The organism is Carboxylicivirga sp. M1479, from assembly GCF_007097485.1.
Classification (GTDB): Bacteria; Bacteroidota; Bacteroidia; order Bacteroidales; family Marinilabiliaceae; genus Carboxylicivirga.
The window spans coordinates 355,124-373,600 of the sequence record NZ_VKDE01000001.1 but is presented as its reverse complement, the minus strand read 5'-3'; the positions used below and the strand labels follow the sequence as shown (position 1 = coordinate 373,600).

At 39.0% G+C, this 18,477-nt stretch carries 14 protein-coding genes and 2 tRNA genes; 4 read left to right on the top strand and 12 right to left on the bottom strand.

Going from position 1 to position 18,477, the window contains the following annotated elements; translation table 11 throughout:
* Nucleotides 1-7: 7 nt before the first annotated feature.
* Nucleotides 8-709, bottom strand: a complete 702-nt coding sequence (locus tag FNN09_RS01595; protein WP_143299716.1) for an ABC transporter ATP-binding protein — start codon at nt 707-709, stop codon at nt 8-10.
* Between the two features lie 81 nt (nt 710-790).
* A complete protein-coding gene (locus FNN09_RS01590) occupies nt 791-2,041 on the bottom strand; it encodes an efflux RND transporter periplasmic adaptor subunit (protein WP_143299715.1) in 1,251 nt (416 codons plus the stop codon).
* A gap of 429 nt (nt 2,042-2,470) precedes the next feature.
* Between FNN09_RS01590 and FNN09_RS01585 the strand changes: the two genes are divergently transcribed.
* From FNN09_RS01585 to FNN09_RS21050, 4 genes are all read left to right on the top strand, one after another.
* The gene (locus FNN09_RS01585; protein ID WP_143299714.1) at nt 2,471-3,838 is read left to right on the top strand and encodes a sigma-54 dependent transcriptional regulator; all 1,368 of its coding nucleotides are present in this window, start codon (nt 2,471-2,473) and stop codon (nt 3,836-3,838) included.
* A complete protein-coding gene (locus FNN09_RS01580) occupies nt 3,828-5,165 on the top strand; it encodes a PAS domain-containing sensor histidine kinase (RefSeq protein ID WP_143299713.1) in 1,338 nt (445 codons plus the stop codon). Before FNN09_RS01585 ends, FNN09_RS01580 begins: the two co-directional genes overlap by 11 nt.
* A gap of 136 nt (nt 5,166-5,301) precedes the next feature.
* Nucleotides 5,302-5,374, top strand: a tRNA-Trp gene (locus FNN09_RS01575).
* Nucleotides 5,375-5,463: 89 nt separating this feature from the next.
* Nucleotides 5,464-5,550, top strand: a tRNA-Ser gene (locus tag FNN09_RS21050).
* A 90-nt stretch (nt 5,551-5,640) separates the two neighbouring features.
* Here the strand turns inward: FNN09_RS21050 and FNN09_RS01570 are convergent.
* The 10 genes from FNN09_RS01570 to FNN09_RS01525 form a co-directional block, all read right to left on the bottom strand.
* Nucleotides 5,641-6,219, bottom strand: a complete 579-nt coding sequence (locus tag FNN09_RS01570) for a biopolymer transporter ExbD (protein WP_143299712.1) — start codon at nt 6,217-6,219, stop codon at nt 5,641-5,643.
* A 602-nt stretch (nt 6,220-6,821) separates the two neighbouring features.
* The gene (locus FNN09_RS01565; RefSeq protein ID WP_143299711.1) at nt 6,822-7,556 is read right to left on the bottom strand and encodes a hypothetical protein; all 735 of its coding nucleotides are present in this window, start codon (nt 7,554-7,556) and stop codon (nt 6,822-6,824) included.
* A gap of 315 nt (nt 7,557-7,871) precedes the next feature.
* Nucleotides 7,872-10,178 carry a chondroitinase-B domain-containing protein gene (locus FNN09_RS01560; protein WP_143299710.1) on the bottom strand — a complete coding sequence of 769 codons (2,307 nt, stop codon included), beginning with the start codon at nt 10,176-10,178 and terminating at the stop codon, nt 7,872-7,874.
* Nucleotides 10,179-10,463: 285 nt separating this feature from the next.
* Nucleotides 10,464-11,132, bottom strand: a complete 669-nt coding sequence (locus tag FNN09_RS01555; RefSeq protein WP_143299709.1) for a bifunctional 4-hydroxy-2-oxoglutarate aldolase/2-dehydro-3-deoxy-phosphogluconate aldolase — start codon at nt 11,130-11,132, stop codon at nt 10,464-10,466.
* Between the two features lie 89 nt (nt 11,133-11,221).
* Entirely contained in the window at nt 11,222-12,256 is a 1,035-nt protein-coding gene (locus tag FNN09_RS01550) for a sugar kinase (RefSeq protein ID WP_255433939.1), read from the bottom strand.
* A gap of 60 nt (nt 12,257-12,316) precedes the next feature.
* Complete coding sequence (locus FNN09_RS01545; RefSeq protein WP_221932394.1) at nt 12,317-13,063, bottom strand: sulfite exporter TauE/SafE family protein; 747 nt, start codon at nt 13,061-13,063, stop codon at nt 12,317-12,319.
* Between the two features lie 46 nt (nt 13,064-13,109).
* On the bottom strand, nt 13,110-13,871 hold the full coding sequence (locus FNN09_RS01540) for an SDR family NAD(P)-dependent oxidoreductase (RefSeq protein WP_143299707.1): 762 nt from the start codon (nt 13,869-13,871) through the stop codon (nt 13,110-13,112).
* Between the two features lie 96 nt (nt 13,872-13,967).
* Entirely contained in the window at nt 13,968-15,233 is a 1,266-nt protein-coding gene (locus FNN09_RS01535) for an MFS transporter (protein ID WP_143299706.1), read from the bottom strand.
* Nucleotides 15,234-15,324: 91 nt separating this feature from the next.
* Complete coding sequence (locus tag FNN09_RS01530) at nt 15,325-15,699, bottom strand: cupin domain-containing protein (protein ID WP_143299705.1); 375 nt, start codon at nt 15,697-15,699, stop codon at nt 15,325-15,327.
* Nucleotides 15,700-15,723: 24 nt separating this feature from the next.
* Nucleotides 15,724-17,943, bottom strand: a complete 2,220-nt coding sequence (locus FNN09_RS01525; RefSeq protein WP_143299704.1) for a heparinase II/III family protein — start codon at nt 17,941-17,943, stop codon at nt 15,724-15,726.
* Between the last annotated feature and the right edge of the window lie 534 nt (nt 17,944-18,477).

Genomic DNA, 18,477 nt, shown 5'->3' with positions numbered 1-18,477 from the left:
GTAGCGATTAGTTAATGGCTTCTATAGCTGGTTCTTTTAAAATCTTCTCCGTCACCACATGACCGTCAAACAGGTTAATGACACGGTGGGCATATTCGGCATGTTCAGCAGAGTGCGTTACCATCACAATGGTAGTTCCATCTTCATTTAATTGGCGTAACAGGTTCATCACTTCGGCACCGTTTTTTGAATCAAGATTACCAGTTGGCTCATCGGCCAGGATTAGCTTAGGGTTAGCTACCACCGCACGTGCAAAGGCCACACGCTGCTGCTGACCACCTGAAAGCTGCTGTGGAAAATGCTTGGCACGATGAGCTATCTGCATGCGTTCCATCACTTTCTGCACACGTTCTTTACGTTCTTTGGCCGACATTTTTAAATACACCAAAGGCATCTCAATGTTTTCAAACACGTTCAACTCGTCAATCAAGTTAAAGCTTTGGAATACGAAACCAATATTTCCTTTTCGTAGGTTGGTGCGCTGACGCTCTTTAAAGGAAGCAATCTCCTGACCATCAAAATATAATTCGCCATCACTAGGATTATCCAGTAAGCCAATAATGTTTAATAAGGTTGATTTTCCACATCCCGATGGTCCCATAATGGCCACAAATTCGCCTTTTTGCACATGAATATTAACGTTGTTCAAAGCCGTGGTTTCCACCTCTTCTGTTCTGAAAATTTTTTGTAGGTTGTTTGTTCGTAACATAGGTTTATTTGTTTAGTGCACTGTGCACAATGTTTAGTTTAATATTTACTTCGCGTTTTAATAATGTGGTATTTTTCGGCACTACTTAAGTAATACCACTTCATTATCTCCAAAAATCTCGTAGCCCGAGGTTATCACTTCTTCGCCGGCCTGCAAACCATCAAGCACCTCAAAATACTTCGGATTTTGCCGACCTATTGAAATGTGTCGCTTGTACGCTGCTGTACCCTCTTTATTAAGTACAAACACCCACTGACCACCCGTACTCTGAAAAAAACTTCCTCGGGGTAAGAGCAATGCTGGCATCGAGTTACCCAACTGTAGCTTCACGTGGCTGGTTTGTCCTATTCGTAAATCGGGAACGGTATCCTTTGAAAAAACTAAATCAACAGCAAACTTACCATCAATCACTTCGGCATATATTTTTTTTATCGACGCTTCGATGGTACTGGATGAAAACTGACAGTTGGCATTTAATCCTGGCTTAATGCGTGTAATATAGTGCTCATCCACTTGGGCTTTTAGTTTAAAGCGATCCAGAATATTTACTTTACCAACGCGTGTACCGTAATTAATTACCTGACCTTCTTCTAGATTCAATGAAGCTAACTGTCCATCTACAGGTGCTTTAATTGTTAAATGATCTAATCGCTTACGAATTATCCCCTGGTTTTCCTCCATGCGCATCGCCGAATTCTCCAGTGTTTCTATTTGAATACCCCTGTATACCGAATCGCGTTTAAAGCTCTCTTTTAACAAATTCATCTGCCTGTATGAAGCCTCGTAATTGGTTTTATCCTGTAAATATTCATCCTCCGACACCAGTCCCTCTTTATAGAATGTGGCCGAATTATCAAACTTTCGTTTTTGAATAAACAGATTACCTTCCAACTGTACAATCTGGTTCTGCAATTCCATGGCATTCATCTCCATTTGTAATCGAGCAGTGCGCAGTTCGTTTATGGCCCTTGCCACGTTGGCTTCGTTATTCGATATTTCTAATATTAGGTTGGTATTGCTCAAATGTGCAATGGCATCACCTGCCTGAACCATATTACCCTCCTCCAAAAGAATCGACTCAACACGCCCGCCTTCAATGGCATCTAAATAAATGGTTTTAATGGGCTCAACAGTAGCTGTTACACTAATGTAATCCTGAAAAATATCTTGGTTTACCTTCGATATAGTTAATCGATTGCTATTAACTTTCACCTGGCTGCGATGATCGGCAAAAGCAATAAAGTAGATGCACCAACAAACGAACACAAAGGCCGCTATAAGCCACCTTAAGTTTTTCTTCCACCAGGGTTGTTTTTTAATTTGCTTATCCATTTAGTTTGTCTTGTGCCGATGACTGTGCCAAATGCATGCCTCTTTCTTTTTTACCTGATTATGTGACGATTAAATAAACAACACTCCAATCAAGTGTTGGAATTTCCAACAGTGTTGTATGATTTTCCAACAATAAAAAGGTATTTTGCAGATGTAAATAGCGTTTCTCACTTTGTGAAGTAGAATAACAGTAAAGCCTAATATCATGATAAACAGATGGGGAGTCAGATAAATTGCTTTTAAAACTAATTATACCACCCCGCCTGTCGGCACCCCTCCTAAAATTCGGGAGGGGACGGTTTTTCATCCCTCTCCTCTTTGCCAAGGAGGAGCACCACGAAGTGGGGAGGTGGTTAAAACGCTTAAAAACGAATTCCCTGAATGGGGAATTGGCAAGAACCTTTACACATAATAACTCAAATTTAACCCATGCCCAAAGACGGAAAAATTTTAATAGTAGACGATAACAAGGAGTTGCTTCTGGCCCTCAAGCTCTATTTAAAACCTCACTTTAATAGCATTCATACCGAGCACAATCCTAATCGCATTCAAGAACACTTGCAAAAAGAATCGTTCGATATAGTAATGCTGGATATGAATTTTAAAGCTGGTATAAACAATGGCAACGAGGGTTTATACTGGATGCAGGAGGTGCATAAAATAGACAAAGACCTAGCCGTTGTATTTATTACTGGCTACAGCGATGTGGAATTGGCTGTTAAAGCCATTAAAAAAGGAGCAGCCGATTTTATTGAAAAGTCTTGGGACGAACGTAAGATTCTCTCGACCTTAAAATCGGTTTTTGAACTATTAAAAAGCAAGCGCGCCATAAAAGGCCTGCAAAAAAAACAGAAACACCTGAACGAATGTATTAATGCGGACAAGGATGTGTTTTTAGGTCAATCAGATGCCATGCAAAGCATTATGGCGATGATAACCAAGGTGGCACCTACCGATGTGAACGTTCTAATACTTGGGGAAAATGGAACGGGCAAGGAAGTGATGGCTCGTACTATTCACCAATCATCAAATCGAAAAAGTGAAATGTTTGTTTCGGTTGACCTGGGTGCCATGCACGAGAATCTATTGGAAAGTGAACTATTCGGTCATAAGAAAGGTGCTTTTACAGATGCTAAAACAGATCGCACCGGACGATTTGAGCTAGCATCAGGCGGCACACTCTTCCTCGATGAAATTGGCAACTTATCCTTGGCGGCGCAAGCAAAGCTGCTGACAGCTCTTCAAAACCGCGAAATCACACCAGTGGGAGGCACGCATCCTATTAAGGTAGATATACGATTAATTTGTGCCACCAATATGCCGCTTCAGCAAATGGTCAATGAGGGAAGCTTTCGCGAAGATTTATTGTACCGAATCAATACCATCGCATTAGAACTTCCGGCCTTACGACAACGAGCGGATGACATTGATGGTTTGGCCAATTTCTTCTTAAACAAACTGACTAATAAATACAATAAGTCGCCAATGACATTTTCCATTGATGCACTAAATGAGTTGAAAGCACAGCAATGGCCAGGTAACATACGTGAATTAGAACATGCTATTGAAAAAGCAGTTATTTTATCTGACCATACTATTATTGAGCAAAGCAACTTATTTCTGAACCAGGAAAACAAAACGTCGCTAAAAGACGATTGTTATAATTTGCATGACCACGAACGTTTGCTTATTGAAAAAGCACTTGCCAACTGCAAAGGCAACATGAGTAAAACAGCTAAGAAATTAGGCATTAATCGTTCAACTCTCTACGAGAAAATTAAGAAATATGAGCTATAAGCACTTTACTTACAGCATTGCTTTGCAGGCCTTATTTATGGCATTAACACCCATAATTATCTTGCTTATATGGAGTAATCAAAGCCTCGATGCCATCAAATACCTATTGGCATTTGCTTACATTGCTCAAACCGTCTACCTCATCTATTCGGTACGAAAAACAAATCGTGAACTGGCCAAATTCATCCAGTCTTTTGGCTTTGGTGATACAACTATACACTTTCACTCACGCGATAAAGATGCTTCGTTCCAGAACCTTTTTCAGTCGTTTAACAGCGTTGTTGAAGCATTTAGACAACTAAAGCTGGATAAGGAAAAGGAATACCTGTTTTTTGAAACAGCACTCAAAAAGCTGGGCGTTGCCATTATTGTGGTTAACGAACATGGCAATGTAACAATGACCAACGAGGCCTTGCTAAAAATGCTGAACATTAAATACCTCCATCGGCTTGATAAACTCAACCAATTTAAACCAGGCATTGCCGATGAACTAATGCAACTGCAAGCCAATCAGCAGAAGTTAGTGGAACTCATGGTTGATCAGCGCCTACTGCAAGTAGCCCTTACGTCTGTTATGATGAAACAGGAACAAAAGACATTGCGGCTTTTGGCCTTTCAGGATATCCGTGGTGAGATTGAGCAAAAAGAGTTAGAATCGTGGCAAAAATTAATTCGAGTATTAACCCATGAAGTGATGAACTCTTTAAGCCCGGTTAACATTATTTCGGCTGGTTTAAATCAACGCTTTAAACAAACCGAAGCCCCCATTGTACTGGACGAAAAGGAACGACTGGAAGTGACAGATGCACTTGATGCTGTTCATAAACGTAGTAAGGGGCTTACTCATTTTGTGGAGAGTTACAGAAGCATGGCCGGTCTAAAACACGCTCAAACGCAGTTATGCGATATCAATTCATTGTTAACGCGTGTTCAAACGCTCTTTACCAATTCGGAACACGAAACAAAGTTTCAGTTATTGCTTGAGTGCGATAAAAACACATCGTATTTATTGGATGAACAACTGCTAGAGCAAACCCTTATTAATCTTATCAAGAATAGCATTGAAGCTTTGGATAAAGAACCTGCGTTGATAACGATTAAAGCTCATATTAGAGATCATCTACTAAAAATTCAGATCATCGACAATGGCAAAGGAATACCACCGGATGAACTGGACAAGGTGTGTGTTCCTTTTTACACAACACGACAAGGAGGCAATGGCATTGGACTGGCTCTATCGCAACAAGTGATGCGTTTGCATGGTGGTCAGCTGCAAATACAATCTGAAGTAGGAAAAGGCAGTAGGGTAACTCTTCTATTCAAATAAAAAAAAATAGGCACGAACCCTCTATAAGCCAGACAGAACACATATTTGGCTATTTTTTTATTGCCTGATAAGTTTTTATTTCTGATTATTCTCCTATTTTTGCATTCGCATTTGCAAAGGCAGTGCAACAAAACACACGGGTGTAGCTCAGTTGGTAGAGCACTGGTCTCCAAAACCAGGTGTCGGGAGTTCGAGCCTCTCCTCCCGTGCGTATAAATCCCGACTTCGGTTGGGATTTTTTGTTTTTATACGATTGAACTTATTCAATGGCAATGAGTTTAACTATTTGAAAGTACAAGGAGAGGTGACAGAGTGGCCGATTGTGCACGCCTGGAAAGCGTGTGTACCCGTGAGGGTACCGGGAGTTCGAATCTCCCTCTCTCCGCAAAAATATATTGTAACTACTGCATAGTTACCATCCTCCATTTAACACAAAAGCTGCCATAATATGACAGCTTTTGAATTAATTCATCTTTTACAGACTAGTACTAATTTTTACGGGTTCTGCTTCAGAGATTAGCTTTGGAATTGCCGCTCTAACAGCCGCTTTTTCGTCTTTGCTTAGTTTCTTATACTTTTTATTAAAAGTAGCCGTCGCAAACTCATCTCTTAGCTCATTAAAGGCTCTGATAATTTCATTCTGCACCATCAGGTAAACCTGGTATTCAGTATCATTTGCTGTTTGTAACGAAATAACACCTTTACTTACCATTATTTCGCCTAACAGCATAATCCTTTGTAATTCCTTAGCAGATAAATGGGCTTCATCCTGCGGGTTTAAAACAAAGTTCTTGGTGGCTTCTGTCAGATATTTAATATCCATCTCTTTTTTTTCCACCAATAGCTGATTATTGCCATTTACCAAAATCTCAAATACATTTCGCTCGTTTTTGGCCTTGTTATCTATTGGTGGTTCTTCCTCATAAGGCGGTAGTATAGTACCCAAGCCTGTATCTGAGTCCATTGTTGTTGTAACAAGGAAAAAGATTAGTAGTAAAAACGCAATATCAGCCGTTGAACCGGCATTAACTTCCTGAACTTGTCTTTTAGTCATAATAGTCAATTTTTTGGTTGATAATTGACCCTGCATATTATGACTTCGAATACTTATCTAAGATAAGAAAAAATAATTCTTTTGTAACACCGAACCAAACGAATAAATACATCGCTTGTATTTTTGATAATACCTAGTGGCCATAGCGAATAAGCCAATAAACAAGTTTGAATTATTTAATTTTGCTTGATTCCGAATTAGAATTTGTAGGAATTTAGATGGTAAATTCCAAAAGGTTCTTAACCGGAAGAGTTTATCATGAAAACTGGTATTTTAAGTAAATTGGAGTAAAGTGTAAATCATAAACTCCATAAACGACAAACATGATTGAGAACTAAAAAATTGGAGTCATTACGACTTTAGCGTAAAAACAATTAGGCAACATTAATGCATTTCCTTAACTTAAAATCAACTTATTAATCACTAAACCCAAGAATACGAATTGTATAATTAATTACAATATCTTTCTAAGTAATGACTATTACCGCATTATTAATATAATATGTTACATCTATTTTATATTATTATTGCGATAATGACTGTCATTTCCTAACCCATTTAAGTCATTTCCTATAATAGTTTTGTCGTGCAAATGATAGTATTTAAAGTGAGTTCGCCTTTTTACGATAGTTTCGTTGCTTTTCTCGGGCATAGGAACTGGCATAATGCTGGAGGATGTCTTTTTCGCCTTTAAATACAAATTGGCCATAAGCCCTTACTTCATCCACATGCAGCTTTAAGCTTGTATAGGCTTTATCGCGCAATACTCTATCCTGATCATCTTGCAAACGGTAGGAGTTGGTTATTGCCAGTAGTTTTGAGGCATCTTCAAGCATTTCTGAAGCTGTATCCAATTTTGTCATGTTGAAATTAATGGCCTTGAGCAAGTGTTTATGCTCTTGTGCCAACACAAGTATATCGCTTAAAGACTGGATAATCATTGCGTAGGAACCCGCTTTTCTGGCCTCTCTCAAAGAAGCTAACAATGGTGGTTTGTTACGAAAGGCGAATGACAATTCATGAATTAAATCATAGAACAAGGTTTTGAGCTGCTTGCCCTTTTCTTTCCATTGAGTCATGTTATTTTGCCTGGCCGATGTTTTGTTTTGCCAGATGGATTCAGCTATGATTAAGGCTTCAGTCCTGATTTTTAGTTCGCGGGGTAATGTCTCAGGCATATTTACCTTCAACAGTCGGGGCAAATCAATATCAACACGCCTGCATAATAAACTGGCTTCGTTAATGTATATGGCAATTGGAATGTTGCATTTTTTAACTTCAGATGCATCCATTTTCTGAAGTTCGGGCAAAAGTAGTTGAAAAGAATCTTGTATCATTATTAATAGGGTTTGGCTAATTACATATTAACGATACGTAAATATAGCAAACTAATAAAATTTCTTTGTCTCTCCTTTTAGCAGATACGTCGCTATCAATCATATACCGATTACGGATCAAAACGATTGATAAAAAATCAATCTGTGATCCTGTTTCGGCATTATACTAGCGTATTTTAATATGTAAATGGCATTACTTGTATACCTCATCAATTAAATAAAAAAAATGAAGGCCACCCATAAGGCAGCCTCCAAACGTGAATAAATCACACAATACACAAACATATTACAGGTTAAATCATTAATTCCAATCGTTTAGTAAACGAGTTTTAGTTTTAGGTTTTCTTCAACAACAATTTTACCTGAGTTAGTAATCTTGTTGTTGGCGTGGATATTATTTTTAGCTCCCCAAAGCAAAGCCACTAGCTTCACTCGGTTATTTTTAAAGCTATTATTGTTGATGTTAACATTTACAATACCACGCGTATTAATTAAAATACCATTCTTTTCTTTAGCTCCACATTTGGTGAATGAGCAATTACTTAAAAGTAAATTACCGCCTATGGTTGACTCATCATAGCCTCCTCGGTAATAATCGACCACATTACTGGCGATTGACTTAAAGTGGCAATTATTTATTGTTAGAAACTCAACATTATAATCTCCCTTGTCATTTGTTTCCTGCGATAATTCCAAGCCATTGGCACAATCACTCATTGCTGTTCCTTCAAAAGTAATTTCTTCGGCAAAGCTTTGTTTGTAGGCCTTTAATACATAATCAAAGTTGCTAATATCACAGCCTTCAACATTTAATATGTAATGGCTCGACATATTTTTCTTTAAACTGGCAAAGGCATATTGGGTCTTTTGACCGTTCAGCTTCACATACTTTAAAGTCAAGTTTCCTTTTGGATGCATCTCAAAAGCTGCTGTTTCTTTTTCTCCAGAATAAATTAACTCAGCCATACCGCTATTTTTAGCTTTGATGGTAATGGTTTTATTAACTACTAATGAAGACTCTATTTTATAAGCACCATCGTTCAGAATTAAAACATCACCCTCTGAAGCCTTATCAAAAGCATCTTTAAAAGAGCTAGCATCTACTTCTGTTTGTTTAGCTGTTATGCTTGCTTCTCCTTTATACCATGATGCGCCATACTTTGTTTTATCCAATAAATTTAAATCGCTTTGTGGCGCGGCACTAAAGGCTCCCAAGGACGTTTTTGGGTCACGCACTTGTCCGGTTACATCTTTGGTGAACAATTCAAACTCAAAGCCCATGTATGGTTCTACATCGCCAGGCTGACTGCCAGGCACCCAAATACCTTTACCCTTTTCAGATACTTCAAATGATGAAGCCACTAAACCATCGCGCTTCGCAAAGTCAACATCCTGATTGTTGATGACATTACTTTTAAACAAAACTCCATCAGCTTTATCATGTTCAACAATAGGCATGGCATCGCCTGTGGCGTTATAAATAATGTTATTGGCCACCAAGGTACGCAAGGGGCGTGCTGAACGAATCTCCGACTTAGGCAATACCTCACTTTGGCTGATGTTGGTACCAACACCGAATTGCCATGGAGAAGCACAGTTAACCCAGGTATTATATGCCACCACCACATCGGTTACCTGATTGTATCGGTTTAATGGTGATTTTGGAATACCATTCATTACTGCCAATGGACTTCTAAAACTCTTTCCTTTTAAGTTGTAGAAATAGTTATTGCTTACTTTATGACCCGTATTAATAATTCTAATTCCACCAATATTTTCTGAGTTATCATCTCCAATAAAGTAGTTTCCATCAATGGTACAATAGTTTCCGTGGCGTGTTACCAAAGAGCCTTCACTCTTGTAAAAAACATTGTTTCTGAACTCGTTAAAATTGGTTTTGCTCGAAATAATTTCCACCTCACCATTACACCTCTCAAAAAGATTGTAAGCTACCGTTGTGTAACTAGGAGACATTGAGCTAAAGCTATCACCCAATTGAATGGTTTCAGCTTTTGGCCCACCTTTTCGTGGTCGAGGACCAAAATGGTTGTGTATAATTTGATGGTAATTATTGATGCTTCTATTACCTTTTATATCCACTCTAACGGTTGGCCCTTCATTGGATTTACCCGAAAGATAACAATGATCGAGCTGGTTGTGGCGTCCCCAGAATTCAACCCAATGATCTTTGCGGTCGCGGCTCATCTGGTTAAAATCCTTAATAACACAATGGCTGACTCTACAATGGTTGGCCAACTGCTCTTTGTTCAGTTTAAAATCAATTACGGCGTTGGATGGCGTGTATCCATTTCTAAAATATAAACCATGCACCTCAAGGTATTTGCCACCAAACTTTAAACACGATACACCTTCAATAAATACTTCTCCTGCTGTTTGAGCTTTAATTACAATGGGAGCATCTTTGGTGCCTTTTCCAGTAAACTTAATTTCGACATCCGTCCACACCCCATTGGCCATGATGATGTTATCGCCTGGCATGGCGTTTTTAATGGCCGCTTTTAACTCTTCCTTGTTTTGCACCAATATACCCGTATTGTCGTTTGACAACTGGCATGCACCCATGGAAACGATTACTGCTAAAAGAATCAGTATTTTATTCATGATTTTTTCTCTTCGATTATTAACTACCAAACTTTGTGACTACTGACAGATTGTATCAACCTAATATCAATGTTGACTTTTTTGTTGGGCTATCCACCCAAACTGGACTTCATTTTTTGTCATGACACAAAAAACGAAAGCAAAAAAAGTCTAGGCTACTTTTTAGATAGCCCTAATAAATACAACAATAACAGCTTAACTCATATTTATTAAGGTAAGCTGTTTTGTTGTACTCGTTTCGAACTACCAATTTATAAATCCATTAATCCGATTGTGATCGAACTTTTATTTTAAAGTTTGCACAATGGCGATTGCCTTTTTAACAGTTGTCGTTAACTCGGCATAGTTGCCATTGGCAATAACATCTTTACTAATTAATTGTGAGCCCATACCTACACAATGTACGCCTGCCTTAAACCACTTCGACAGGTTTTCTTCGGTGGGCTCAACACCTCCTGTTGGCATAATACTCGACCACGAACAAGGTCCTTTAACTGCTTTTACAAACTCAGGTCCACCTACCTGTTGGCCAGGGAATATTTTTACCACTTCTGCACCCAGCTCTTCGGCCTTTGAAATCTCTGATAAAGAACCACAGCCTGGAGACCATAAAACCTTACGACGATTACAAACTTTAGCCATGTCTTCGTTAAGAATTGGAGACACGATAAAATCGGCTCCCAATTGCATGTATAAAGCGGTGGTTGGCGCATCTAAAATAGAACCAACACCCATTGCCATTTCGGGGCAACTCTGGCGTGCATACTTGGTTAATTCGCCAAATACCTCGTGGGCAAAATCGCCACGATTGGTAAATTCAAATACTCTTGCTCCACCCTCGTAACAAGCTTTTAATACCTGCTTACATATTTCAACATCGGCATGATAAAAAACTGGCACAATGCCCGTTTCTTTCATTTTGATGGTCACATCTATTCTTGAAAATTTTGACATAATAAAAAGTTTGAAGTCAGAAGACCGAAGATAGAAATTAGGCAATACTCAACTTCTGCCCTCTGCCTCCTTTACTTATTTTCTTAAACTTATCGACTCACTCGACCCGAAGCGTCGCCACCCATTAATTTCTCAACCTCAGCCACTGTAACGCGATTGTAATCGCCATACACAGTATGCTTTAGGCACGATGCAGCCACGGCAAAATTCAAGGCCGACTGCACATCCTCTTTATAAGTTAATAATCCATAGATTAATCCACCCATAAATGAATCACCACCGCCAACGCGGTCAACGATGTGGGTAATTTCGTAACCTGGGGATTTATATAATTTTTTCCCGTCGTACAATACACCAGCCCAAGAATTGTGGTTGGCATTAATTGATCCACGCAAGGTTGTAATCACTTTTTTAACACGTGGGAATTTCTCCATAATTTTTTGCGATACCGATAAGTAAGCTTCTGCATCAACATGTCCATCGGTCACATCTACTCCTTCAGGATGAATATTTAATGCCATAGCAGCATCTTCCTCGTTACCCAAGACCACATCGCATCCTTCAACTAATTTAGGCATCATTTCGTCGGCAGTAACACCATAGTTCCACAAGTTTTTACGGTAGTTAAGGTCGGTTGATACCGTGATACCTCTTTCGTTAGCCGCTTTAATAGCTTCTAAACACACTTCGGCAGCAGATGCCGAGATAGCAGGTGTTATACCAGTCCAGTGAAACCAATTGGCACCGTCAAATACCTTGTCCCAATCAATCATTCCACTTTTAATTTCGGAGATAGCTGAGTGTGCACGGTCATAAACCACTTTACTGGCACGACTAACGGCACCTGTTTCTAGGAAATAGATACCCATTCGCTCACCACCATAAATGATATCGTTGGTATCTACACCAAGACCGCGTAGCTGTTGCACACATGACTGTGCAATATCATTCTCGGGCAAACGCGTTACGAAACTCACAGGGATACCATAGGTCGCCAACGATACCGCTACATTTCCTTCTCCTCCGCCAAAAGTGGCTGTAAACTCATCAGTTTGATTAAACCGTTTATATCCTGGTGTTGCTAATCGCAACATGATTTCTCCGAATGTTACTACTTTATTCATGATCAAGTTTATTTATAATATGGCAAGAGGCAGAAACGTACCCAATGCCAACTTTATTTTTTAAAATACCCACAATTTAACAGCCATTGCGATTATTGCTACTAGAACAATGCGCTTTATCCACTTGTCACCTTTCTTCACTGAAAAGTTACTTCCAAGCCAACCGCCAGTTGCACTTCCAATGGCCAATATCAATCCTGCTTTCCAATCTATCATGTCTTCGATTATGAAAACACCCAAAGCGGCAACTGTATAAATTAAGGCCACTGTTACTTTAATACTGTTCGTTTTTACCAATGAAAACCCATTGATACGAACAAGTGCCAGCATAATAATAAAACCAATACCAGCATGTAAAAAGCCTCCGTATATACCAATTAAGAAGAAAGCTATGTAGGCATATAAACGGCGTTTTTTACTTAAGTTTTCGCCATGAAGGCTGTTGTACGATGGATTAAATGCCATTAATATGGCCACCCCTATCATTACAATTGATAAAATACGATTGAAGAGTTTGGCAGGAATATCAACAGCTATATTGGCTCCTATTAAAGCACCAAATAAGGCCGCAACTCCTAAATAAATACCAAACTTACCAGGCGATACTTTTTTCGCCTTAAAATTGCTTACTGCCACAATGTTTTGCGCCAACAAGGCAATTCGATTAGATCCGTTAGCAACAGCTGGAGGAAGTCCTAAAAAAATCATTAAAGGAAGTGTAATTAACGAACCTCCTCCTGCTACTACATTAATGAATCCTGCTCCTACACCCGCAAGAACAAGGATTGCATAATCAAATAAATCCAAAATAAAAAAACCTACCGCAGCTCTTTAGCTGCAATATTTTATACTATTAAATTCCTAAAGCCTGACCTCCACCAATCTGAATTGTCTCAGCAGTTAAGAAAGAGGCATCAGTACTTGCTAAGAAAGATACAACTGAAGCAACCTCTTCAGGCTGTCCTAAGCGACCTAGCAAAATATTGTTTTTCCAAGAAGCAAAAACTTCTGGTTTAGTAGACTTGATTTGCGCATGGAAAGGTGTATCGATTGTACCTGGAGATACAGCGTTCACACGGATACCATATTCAGCTAAATCTTTTGCCAATGCTCTTGTAATAGCGTGCACACCTGCTTTTGATGTTCCATAGATACCAGCACCTGGACCACCTGCGTTCCAACCTGCGTTAGAAGTGTAGTTGATGATGGTAGCGTTCTCTCCTTTTTTAAGGAATGGAATAGCTGCGCGAGAAGCAAAAAATACAGAGTCAAGGTTTAAAGCCATTACATTACGGTAAAACTCGGTTGTCATTTCTTCAAAACGAGAACGACCACCTAAACCACCTGCATTATTTACAAGCACATCAATACGGCCATATTTTTCACCAATTGTATTAATATTTGAAGTTACTTCATCTTCGTTTGTTACATCAAAACCATAGTACTCAGCAGTAATTCCCTCAGCAGTGAGTTCTTTTACCTTTTCTGCTCCTGCTTCATCTTCAATACCATTTAAAACAACAGTATATCCATCTTTACCTAATCGTTTAGCTACTTCAAAACCAATTCCACCTGTTGCTCCGGTTATAATTGCTACTTTACCTGTTTGAGTCATAATTATTTATTTAAAAATCTTAATCTTTCTATTTTATACAATATGCTTTCGACAAGTGGTGCTCAACGGGCCTTTGAGCACCACTGTCGTTTTTGATTATTTGTCTTCTACTGGCTTAATATCTCTTGCGAAGAAATAAATTGCTCCTACTCCCAGTGGTACAAATACCGCTATCATTACAAAAATTGGAGTGTAAGAAATTTCTGAGATAATTGGCACTAAAAAGTTCATCACAATTACTGAGAATACACCTACTGTACCACCTAGTCCAGCTAATGAACCAACAGACTTTCCACTGAATAAATCACTAGGAATGGTTTGAACATTACTAATGGCAAACTGGAAACCGAATAATACCAATGCAACAATTCCTACGAATTTCTCCGGTGTATCGGCAAACAAAATGGTTGTTACCAATCCTAAGAACATGATGGCTGCACCAATTACAATGGTTGTTTTACGAGAACGGTTAACACTATGTCCTTTCGACATTAATGAACCAGAATACCATCCGCCAGCAATACTACCAACAGCAGCACCTACGTAAGGTACCCATGCAAAGAAACCGATTTGCTTAACATCAAAACCATAAACATCGGCCAAGTAAAGAGGCATCCAACCAACAAATAGCCACCAGATAGGCTCCAAAAAGAAACGTCCGATTAATACCGACCATGACTCTCTGTGTGATAATAATTCAGCAATGCTTTTGCCTTTCGCTTCAGCATCCTGATCGGCTTTATGCTGTCCTGATTTAATATAGTCGCGCTCCAAGTCAGTGATCCAAGGGTGCTTTTCAACACCACCGCGGTTAATGATTAACCAAGGGATTAACCACAACAGGCCTAATGAACCTACGCACATAAAGGTAATTTGCCAGCCAAAAGCGGCCCACAACAAGGCAATTAATGGTGGTGCCACAACAGAACCTACCGATGCACCCGCGTTAAAAATACCTTGCGCTATCGCACGTTCTTTAACAGGGAACCATTCGGCATTACTTTTGGCGGCTCCAGGCCAGTTACCAGCTTCACCAAGTCCTAGTGTTACTCTTAAAAAGCTAAATGATAAAATACCGCGTGCCATCGAATGGAAGAATGAAGATAAACCCCAAACAATAATTACCACAACGTAACCCATGCGGGTACCAATCTTATCGAATAACTTACCAGATATTGACTGACCAACAGCGTAGGCCACCATAAATACGTTCAATATCAAGGCATAATCATTCTTTGTCATTCCTAAATCTTCAGAAATACTTGGCCACATAATTGCCAGGGCACTTCTGTCAATATAATTAATGATGGTAGCTAATCCGATTAATCCAATAATCCACCACCTTAGTCCTTTTAACTTCATAGTTTTTTATTTTAAGACTTTTAGACAATAGACATTTAGATTATTAGATGAATATCTAATCGTCTTTGGCCTAGTAGTCTAATCATCTATTTTATTTTTTATCTCCAAAATAATTAACAGTATCGCCCGTCAAGAAATCTTCGCGAACAGGACTAAATACATCAATTAGGATACCTGCCTCAAGACAAAGGGCACCATGTACTAAATTTGGTTCGATGTAAACACCATCACCAGCTTCTACAATCTTCTTTTCACCATCGATGGTAAACTCAAATTTACCAGCAGCACAATAGGTTGCTTGTGTATGAAAATGATCGTGAGGCGAACCTTCAGCACCCTTTTCAAATTTCACTTGTACCATCATTATTTGGTTGTCGTAACCTAAGAACTTACGTGATACTCCGCCACCTAACTCTTCCCACTCCATTTCTTGTGTGAGGATAAATTTTTCGCTAAATCTTTTCATAACTCTATGTTTTGTATTGTTGTATTATTTGAATAATTGATATACTCCAGTCCAGTTGTAATCCTTTGCATCCACCTTTATAGAATGCGATAATGATGCATCGTTTTTATTATTACACATTGCGAATACCAAATGACTATCATTGGTAAAAACAATTTTTACCACGGTATATTCATCATCGTTTCTTAGTGTATTTATCTCTTTAACCACGCCTTTTAAGCCTTCTACCAGTTCGGTAACAGGATGCTTTACTCCATGCACCTCAATGGTTGATGCAAACAAGGTATTGGTGCTATTCTCGCGCTGAAGCATCACCATTGGTTCGTTACGCAAGCTAAACTCTGGGTCACCAGCTCCAATGCGAGCCATTACCATCTTATCATTGTTTTCTGCTTGCGTTGATAAGGTATAAAAGTTGTCTCCTTTTAACCAAACAAAGCGATTTGTACCTGCTGCCATTTTACCTTCGCCTGTTTGCCATAGGTGCTGATACCCATCGTTGGTACCCATGGCCTTAAGCATAGTTGTTTCGGGTTGATAATCGACATTCGTATCCATCATCTGCCCCATGTAATAATAAGGCAATTGATATTTGTGTGCTTTATCAGATACAACTCGATACAAATCAAGAATAATGGATTCTTTAGCCACTTCGGGCAGATTGATCATGGCGATGGTACGGTGCATTCTCACGCCTTCGTAGGCCTTATTTTCTTTAGCACTCATCACCTGAATATCCGTTGCCGTAGCATCAAATACCCAAGGGTCAGAATGGTGTTTTGAAGCAATTTTCACATTCCCTTCAGACTGCGAATCTTTATCAACCACCAAGGTATTATGCGCAATGGTTTGACACGCCCAGGTTTTATTCTCTGGCAGGTAACGTCCGCCATGCTTGTATTCAACATTCACATATCTGGCAGCACCATAATCTTGTAGTATCTCCTCATCTCTGTCGTACAACGAAATAGTCAATCGATCGAAATGCCCATGTCCCATTCCTTGTGAGGCATATTTCATCGTAACGGTTTGGCTTTCTTTACCAGTATTGGAACGCAATACACCAAAAGCTCCCTGCTCCCCATTTGGACCATCACGAAACTCTTTTGATTCCCATTTAAATGGTTTAGTCTCTCCATTGGCAATCGCACGTGCCACCTTTAAACCAGCTTGGCAAATAATAACTTCGCCCTGCTCTTGTGCAATGCTTAATAGTTCCTTTTGTGATTCATCCAAACCATAAACAAAATCAACTGCATGAATCAATGAAGTTGACATATATGACATACTTTTCAAGGCATCATTAATCGGGAAGAATTGTCCGTTGGTATTGGTTAATTGCAAGGTGGTTATAGCTGCCTTTTTCAATACGCCATCACGGTATTCAAAAATTTTCATTTCCGGACGATTATTATCAATGGCTTGCGCAAATAACAGATATGGCAACATGGCATAACGCTGATAGTATGGCCCTTCGGTGTAATAACCATCTGGCGAAAACAATTGCTCTAACTGCACTAAAAAGCCCGATCCTACTTCTGGCTTTGGACCTGTTTCAACACCACTAAAAGCACGTTTTACCAACTCCTCATTATCCAGTGCAAATCCAGTCATTCCAACAGCCGAGGCAGCCCAAACACCATGATTATGCACACGGTTAAAAACTTTTGGGTTTTCAACAGATAAGAAATCAGCATAAGGAAGAAGCAAGTTTTTTTCTATTAACTCTTGTTGTTCTGTCGTTAAAATACCTGCGATGCAATCGTAGGCCTGGCTAACATAGACCAACCAAACAGCTTCGTTTAATTGTTGCCAGAATAGGCGCCCTAGTGCATAGGAAGCTTTAACAGGATGCTCGCCCAAAGTAGGATATAAAGTGGCGTACTCCAAAAGCATATCGCGCACGTAATTGGCATAATTGGCTTTACCTGTTACTTGCCATAAAACACCAGCACCATACATGGTAATGTAATTTTGTTTATGACGATTATGAGTATAACCTCCAGCTGGATCAACAGGAACAGGTACATTAATGCCGTTGAGCATGTCCAACTCTACCTTTTTCTCCAAGCTCTCGATTGAATGCTTTAGCAAAGGCAAATGGTCCTTTACGGCCTTAATGGCCTTAACAGCCTCACCTGTTAAAATAACCTTTGGATAGTGTGTGTTATCGCTTTGCTTGCTACATGCACCTAGCACTACAAGCAACACCACAATCCATATATTTTTAATTATTAATTTCATCTACATTTTTTTTTAGCTCTTTATACCAACTTTAATTATTGACAATACTATTCGTCTGCACTATAACTTTAGGCTTGGTTTAATACCGATTACGAATCAAAACGATTGATAAAAGATCAATCTGTGATTCTGTTTCGGCATTAACCCATGTAATAAGCAAAATGCTTTATCAATCATTTTGTTATACATTTGGTTTAACTTATACTCGTATGAATTGAACCTGTATTTTATTTCCATTGCCCAGGTTTTTACATTCATAAGGCAACGTTAAGTCTTTATCTAAAAAAGATGGATTCACTCAACCTTTTTTTAGTTTTAAATCAATCTGTTAATCATTAAGTTAATTCCAATACTTACCTCCTGAAATAGAAAAACACATATTTCTCAATTAAGCATCGATAGAGCATACACTGCACTAAAAAAATAAAAAGAGACCCGCCATCAAGCGTAGATAACAACCTTTAACAGGCCTCTTTCTCCTCCAAGAAAATCTAAAAAGCAATATAAACTGACAGTCGATACATCTATTTTAAA